The 7,360-nt window shown below is 28.6% G+C and carries 6 protein-coding genes and 1 pseudogene; 4 read left to right on the top strand and 3 right to left on the bottom strand.

The window, feature by feature from the left end; genetic code table 11:
- The first annotated feature begins 109 nt into the window (after positions 1-109).
- Positions 110-602: pseudogene (locus tag QIA46_RS04260) on the top strand (hypothetical protein).
- Between the two features lie 87 nt (positions 603-689).
- On the opposite strand, the gene QIA46_RS04255 reads toward QIA46_RS04260, so the two are convergent.
- The 3 genes from QIA46_RS04255 to arcA are packed head-to-tail and all read right to left on the bottom strand — an operon-like array spanning position 690 to position 4,436.
- Positions 690-2,114 carry a YfcC family protein gene (locus QIA46_RS04255; protein ID WP_317268554.1) on the bottom strand — a complete coding sequence of 475 codons (1,425 nt, stop codon included), beginning with the start codon at positions 2,112-2,114 and terminating at the stop codon, positions 690-692.
- A 51-nt stretch (positions 2,115-2,165) separates the two neighbouring features.
- Positions 2,166-3,149 carry an ornithine carbamoyltransferase gene (argF, locus tag QIA46_RS04250; protein WP_317268553.1) on the bottom strand — a complete coding sequence of 328 codons (984 nt, stop codon included), beginning with the start codon at positions 3,147-3,149 and terminating at the stop codon, positions 2,166-2,168.
- A gap of 57 nt (positions 3,150-3,206) precedes the next feature.
- On the bottom strand, positions 3,207-4,436 hold the full coding sequence (arcA, locus tag QIA46_RS04245; protein ID WP_317268552.1) for an arginine deiminase: 1,230 nt from the start codon (positions 4,434-4,436) through the stop codon (positions 3,207-3,209).
- 187 nt (positions 4,437-4,623) lie between these two features.
- Here arcA and QIA46_RS04240 point away from each other — a divergent pair, with 187 nt between their 5' ends.
- Genes QIA46_RS04240 through QIA46_RS04230 form a run of 3 tightly spaced genes read left to right on the top strand, consistent with a single transcriptional unit; the run spans position 4,624 to position 7,360 of the window.
- Entirely contained in the window at positions 4,624-6,237 is a 1,614-nt protein-coding gene (locus tag QIA46_RS04240) for a hypothetical protein (RefSeq protein ID WP_317268551.1), read from the top strand.
- A gap of 6 nt (positions 6,238-6,243) precedes the next feature.
- Positions 6,244-6,843, top strand: a complete 600-nt coding sequence (locus QIA46_RS04235) for a ribonuclease H family protein (RefSeq protein ID WP_317260528.1) — start codon at positions 6,244-6,246, stop codon at positions 6,841-6,843.
- Positions 6,812-7,360 (top strand): hypothetical protein, encoded by a 549-nt coding sequence (locus QIA46_RS04230; protein ID WP_317268573.1) that lies wholly within the window; start codon positions 6,812-6,814, stop codon positions 7,358-7,360. The genes QIA46_RS04235 and QIA46_RS04230 overlap by 32 nt, the downstream gene beginning before the upstream one ends.

Raw genomic sequence — 7,360 nt, 5'->3', positions numbered from 1 at the left:
ATAATATTATTTAATAGTATAAAAGGCTTAAAAACCAAGTTTAAAAATAAATAATAATTATGAAGAGTCAAATGTCGATTTTGAACAAAATCGAACTGGTTTTCCCAAAATCAATTTAAATAAATTAACCACTTCTTGTTGGGAATTCCCCAAATGGGCATAATTTACCATAATTATATAAATCCTATTTTTTACAATGAAAACTATAAATACATCGCCTTTATCGGAATATTAACATCTTATAATGAATGGATTGAAATACAATTCAGCCCCATCAATTTTTTACTATCCCAATAAATAAAGATTTTATTTCAAATACTTATTTCAATTTAGCTTTCACTATTTACATTGCGAAATATTCAATTTTAGCTGATACGCTGACTATAAAATTCTTCATTGGAGCCCAAGTCAACTTAACTATAGAACCTATATTAATAGAAAAAACAATTAATACTGCATTTCTATATCCAATCCCTTCCCATAATTACCTTCAAATTTGAAATTGATTTCATACCTACTGGTATAGTATTTACTATAAATTATCAACTTCTTTTAAAGAATTTATTATTTTAGATTTAGAAATTTCTATATTTATGCCATAAAAAATTTTAAACACTTTTTTCATTTTTTTTAAAATTTCTAACAAGACAAAAGAAAAAAGCCCACACACACATTAATTCTGCATTATTCTAAATGTTCAAATAAATGTTGGCTATAATAACTAAAATAGAAATAAGGAATTCAATAATAAATAATGGTAAAACAAACTTAAACCACGTACCATAACTTAATCTAGATATCCCCAATACAGCCATTATAACTCCGCTGGTAGGTGTTATTAAATTAATAAGCCCAGAAGAAGTTTGCATAGCAATAACAACTGAAGATCTTGGAATTGCCAAAAAATCAGCAAGTGGAGCCATTATTGGCATAGTTAAACTGGCATGCCCTGATGAAGATGGGACAACAAATCCTATAAATATTTGAATAATTTCATTTAAAATGATAAAAAGGGGTCTTGGAAGATCATATAAAAAATTAGTAGCAGCATTTAACATAGTATCTGTAATCAATCCATCATCACATACTATCATAACACCTCTAGCAAGCCCAATAACAAGAGCAGCTGTTAACAAACTTTCAGAACCTTTCACAAACGCATCCCACATTTCAGATTCACCCAATCTACAAATAAACGCCGCTATAATAGCAACTCCAAGATACAACATTGTCATTTCTTGCATCCACCAACCAAGATTAACAATGCTAAATATCAAAATCAATATCATAAATCCAAATAAAAGTAAAACTAATTTATGAGCAAAAGTAAACTCAAGAGCACTCTTAGCATTATCTCCAGCAGAAAGCCCATCTTTTTTAACAAAATATTGATAATGCTCATCTCTTTGAGAATATACAAGTGATTTTGAGGGGTCCTTTTTAATTTTAGATGCATAAGCACAAACATAGATTATAGCGGCTAATACTGATATACAATAAAGAACAATTCTAAAATAAAACCCATCCTGTAAGCTAATAGAAGCTATTGCAGATGCAATTCCTGTCGCAAATGGATTTACAGTAGAAGCCATAGTACCTACTCCAGCTCCCAAGGCAATGATGGCCGCTCCAACAAGGTTATCATAACCCAAAGCTACTATCAAGGGAATCATAACAAAATAAAAAGGAAGGGTCTCTTCACTCATTCCGGTTACAGTTCCACCAATTGAAAAAATAAACATTAACAAAGGAATAAGCAATTTATCTTTATGCCCTAACTTCTTAATTAACCAATAAATTCCTGCATCTATTGCTCCGGTTTTCATAATAATCCCATAAGCACCCCCAACAATTAAAACAAAAACAATAACTTCAACAGCATGTTCCATACCCTTTGACATTGCAGTTAAAATAGTCATAAAAGGATGTAAAAATCCCCTAGGACCTCGATCGACATATTGATAAGTTCCAGCAACAATTATTTCCCTTTTGGACCCATCACCCATTTGCTTAAATTCTTTATCAAACTTACCAGCAGGAATCACATACGTTAAAATGGTAACAAATATAATTAAAGAAAATATTATTGTAAAACTACTTGGCATTCTAATCATAACGTTTCTCCTAAATAAATTCATAAATTTAATTTCATATAAAAAATACCATTATCCTAAAGTTGACACCATAATAGCTTTAATGGTATGCACTCTATTTTCAGCCACATCAAAAACAACTGAATTTTTACTTTCAAAAATTTCTTCTGTAACTTCAATTCCATCAAGTCCGTATTTATCAAAAATATCCTTACCAATCGTGGTGTTTAAGTCATGAAAAGCAGGTAAGCAATGCATAAATATTGCATCATCTTTTGCCATACTCATTATATCTTTATTAACCTGATAAGATTTTAGAAGATTTATTCTATCTTCCCAATTATTCTCCCCCATAGATACCCACACATCTGTATACACAACATCAACGCACTTAACGGCCTCTTCTTTAGAATCTGTAATTGTAATTTTACCCCCACTCTCTAGCGCTAAAGCCTTAACTTTAAGCGTCAAATCGGGGTCTGGAAAAAGCTCCTTGGGAGCAAAAATTCTAAAATCAAGCCCCATAATAGCACAGCCTTTCAATAAAGAATTAGCAATATTCCCTCTTCCATCGCCACAAAAGACTATTTTAATTCCTTTCAAACTCCCCTTATGCTCTTTTATTGTCATTAAATCGGCCAGTATTTGAGTTGGATGAGAAATATCTGTCAATCCATTATAAACAGGAACATTAGAATAATTTGCTAAACATTCAACAGCCTGTTGAGAAAAACCTCTAAACCCAATAGCATCATACATGCGCCCCAAAACTCTGGCGGTATCTATCATAGATTCTTTTAAACCTATTTGATTCCCCTTAGATCCTAAATAAGTAATATTTGCCCCTTGATCATACGCTGCAATTTCAAAAGCACACCGGGTCCTTGTTGAATCTTTTTCGAAGATTATAACTATATTTTTACCTTTAAGTTTCTGCACTTCAATTCCTGCATATTTTGACTTTTTTAAATCAATTGATAAATCAAGTAAATATTTAATATCTTTGCTTGTAAAATCTAAAAGATTTAAAAAGCTTCTATTTCGTAAATTATACATCAACCCCACCAACCTTTACAATCAAGTTTTAAAAACTCATTAACTCATACTTAAGTATTAAATATCCTCCCTTACTAAAGGCATGGACATACACCTTGGTCCACCACGACCTCTTGAAAGCTCACTAGAGGGAATTCTATGAACTTTAATGCCATTTTCTTCAAGCAACTTATTGGTTACATGATTTCTAGAATAAGCAACTACTTCTCCTGGAGCTATCGCCAAAACATTAGCACCATCATTCCATTGCTCTCTTGCACCATGTATTAAGTCTCCACCCGCACATTTTATTATGTCAACCTTTCTGCCCAGATAAAAACTCAAAACATCTTTTAGCTTAGCTTTTTCTTCTTTAATATTAATTTTACTAGAACTTAAGTTATAGGTTAAAACATAAATTGAAAAATACATATCATCACTTGTAAAACTTGTAAAAACACTATGATCAATTTGAGTAAAAACTGTATCTAAGTGCATATAAGCTCTACTTTTTGGAATTTTAAAAGCCAAAATTGTATTAAACGAGGCCTTATTTTCAAAAAGACTAACGGCCAGTTTTTCTACAGACTCTGCTTCTGTTCTTTCGGAAATTCCAATAACCAAAAGATCTTTGTTTAAAACAAATTCATCTCCACCTTCCAAAGAAGTCTCTTCCCACCTATTAAACCAAATTGGAACATTTTCTTTGTAAATGGAATGGTATTTAAAAATATACTCTGCAAATATTGTCTCTCTACGCCTAACCTTGGTAAACATTTTATTTATTGTAATTCCATTGCCAATACTGGCAAAAGGATCCCTGGTAAATAAAACATTGGGCATAGGATCAATAATAAAAAGACTTGCGCCATTAACCAAATCATCAAGCGAAAATGCACAATCTTTAAGCTCTTTTCTTGTAACACCCGAAATCATTTTAGAAACCATATTATCAACGGTTAAATTAGAAAAATAATCTTTTAAAATATTAATTGCGTCATCTGTTTTTATTTCTGCCTCTAGAATAAATTGAGATATAAATTTATTTTTGAGTGCCACAGAAGAAGCAAGAACCTCGCTAACAAGATCCTCAACATATTCAATTTCAACTGAACTATTTTTTAAAGTATCTACAAAAACTTCATGTTCTTGTCTTGCAACTTTAAGATAAGGAATATCATCAAACAAAAAATTTTTCATAATAAAGGGCGTCAAATTTTCCAATTCTTCTCCTGGCCTATGAAGCAAAACTTTTTTCAAACGACCTATTTCCGAAAATATATTTATTGGGTTTAAATATTCTTCCATCTATTTCCCCTTTATGAAAATTACCATATATTTAAATATTATAGTTTATATTAAAAAATATCAACTATTTTTTAAATTTTTTAAAAAATTAATATAGATGTAAAAAATTGCAAAAATAAAAAAAGCAGCTCAAAAATAAAACTTTAAATCAAAAACATTGACAAAAAATTATGCTAAAATACTACTCATGAAGAAAATTAATAGATTAATATTAATATTAATTATACTCATTTTATTATTCTCTTGCGCCTTAATTACAGATAACAAATCAAAAAATCTAAGCGCATCAGAAATCATATTAACACAAAAAACACCGCTGGAAAGCTCTTTAATAAAAAATCCTTCTAATGTAGAATATCGAATACCATTATCTAGCATACAAGAAATTTTAAACAATAATAATAATTCATTTTTAATAAAACAAACAGCAGCCAAAATCAAAATAAGCCCGCAAAAACTTGAAGAAATAAAAAACTATCTAAATGCTTATAGAAATTATATAAATAATGAAACAGAATGGATAAAATTTTTAGATCAAAGCAGCGTCAATGGAAATCTAACAATTAAAATTGATACTGCTTTTGAAAAAAAAACAAATTTTAATCATACAAATTCAGATAATGAAAATTTAACAGAACTAATAGAACTACAAATGCATCTAGAAAAAGAAATTTTAAACTTAATTGAGCAAACATTTCATGATAAAAATTTAGGATATATACAATTAAGTCATATCAATTCATTTTTCCCCAAAGAAAATATAAACTCAATAACAAAAGAAATAATAGATGGAAAAGAATATGTTGCACCACACACAATAGCAAATCAATTATTAAAAATAAAAGATAAAAAATATTTTAAACAATTTATGAACTTTTTAAAAATTGAAAACAGCAAAATAGAAACAATAATCGAAAAACAAAAAATTTCAGATCTTCACAATGAATTGTATTATTCAAAGCAATCACCTCCTAGAAGAAGAAAAAGGTCAACTACTGACTCCAACAATAACAATAAATACGATATAATACCAAAAATAATAGACCCAAATACGGGTATTGAAATAACTCCTAAGAGTTTAAGATCTATTTTGTCAAATGGCGACATAATACTAATAAAACCCAAAATAGATTGGACAGAGTTTTTTTATTTTTGGCAACATGTAGGAATATTTGATGAAGAAAAATACGAAGCTACCAAAAAAATTGCATTCAATGGAAATGATAGTTTCGATATAAAATCAATAATTACAAGCAATCAAATCAAATTTGATACAGCATCTACTCAAGGCTCAGGATATGAAAAACTTTCAACATATGTACAATCAAGAATATTAAAAATATTCTCACCAATAACAGACACAAGAACAATTAAAAAAGCTATTAATTTCGGAAGAAACAGATACATTGACAATAACTTTGGATATATGGTTCCATTAATATCCTCTAATTTATGGACAGATTCATTTAATCTTGAAGAAATTCACAACAAAACTTATTGCTCTTTAGTAGTTGATAGAATATATAAAATAGCGGGACTTAATGTATCAAGAAATTATGAAATTTCAGGAATAATTACTCCTGGAGAAATAAATGCGGCCGCTTACAATTTTTACATGTCTTATACGATTACAGGGATACTTCCAAGCGTGCTTCCAAAAAGGCTCATTAAACCAACCTTAAAAGAAAAATTCATTGGCTACAACAAAGAAATAATAGATGCGGTAGAATTAAAAAAATCGAAAGAAAAAATTTTTGGAAGAGCCTGCAATATAACAAACATCTGGTGCTCAGGAAGTTAATAACCCATGAACAAATATTATGCCTGTATTTTGATTAATAGTAATGAAAAAATTATTTTCAAATCCTGGGAAGAATGCAAAACTACTATCAAAGGAAAAAATAATAAAATAAAAAGCTTTAAAACAATAGAACAAGCTCAAAATTGGCTATTTAATAATGATAACAAAATTCATCATCACCCAATTGGAATATATTTTGATTCTGGAACAGGAAGAGGAAATGGCGTAGAAATTAGAGTTGTAAACGAAAAAAAAATTTCAATATTGGATAAAATCTTAGACAAATCCCTGATTAATGAATATGGAAATTATTATGTCAAAAATTTTCAGGGGATTAGCAATAATTTTGGGGAACTGCTTGCCCTATATACAGCGCTCAAAATAGCATTAAAAGAAAATATAATAAACATATTTGGCGACAGTAAATTAATAATTGACTATTGGTCAAAAGGAACCTATAATAGCAAAAAATTAACACAAATTACTATTAATTTAATCAAAAAAACAACTGAACTAAGGAAAAAATTTGAAGAGAAAGGTGGAAAAATTTCTTTTATTCCGGGGAATGAAAATATTGCAGATCTTGGTTTTCATAAAACTAAATAAAAATATTGTCAAAAAATACATAAAAACAATATTTCTCATTTCAATGGTTTATTTTTATTGTTGTACGACAATAAAAATAAACCATGATTATGAAACTGATTTTAAAGTTCTAGAATCTCCCTATAAATACATTAATATAGATGCAATTAAAGCTACAAATGAATATATTTATATTCAAATTACAAACAATAGCTTAGACATAGTAAAAATAAATTGGCAAAACACTAGTCTTAACAACGATAAAATCGTCTTAAAAAAAGAAGATCTTACAATAAACAATGAAACAGGGTATAAAAATAAATACAGAGAGTTTTTTATTGGCCCTAAAACTTCATTTAAATTTAAAGCATATCCACTAAAAATTCACTCTAAAAACAAAACTAGCAATGCCTTAAACCCAAATATTAAATATCCATCTATTTTCAAACTCAACATAGCAAAAATAGGAATTGAAGCAAAAAAAACAATAAATGTTTTAATAACAAGAACTATAAAAATTAATATTACTAATACATAA

The organism is Borreliella carolinensis (assembly GCF_032595855.2).
GTDB classification, from domain to species: domain Bacteria; phylum Spirochaetota; class Spirochaetia; order Borreliales; family Borreliaceae; genus Borreliella; species Borreliella carolinensis.
This window is presented reverse-complemented; position numbering and strand designations above follow the sequence as displayed.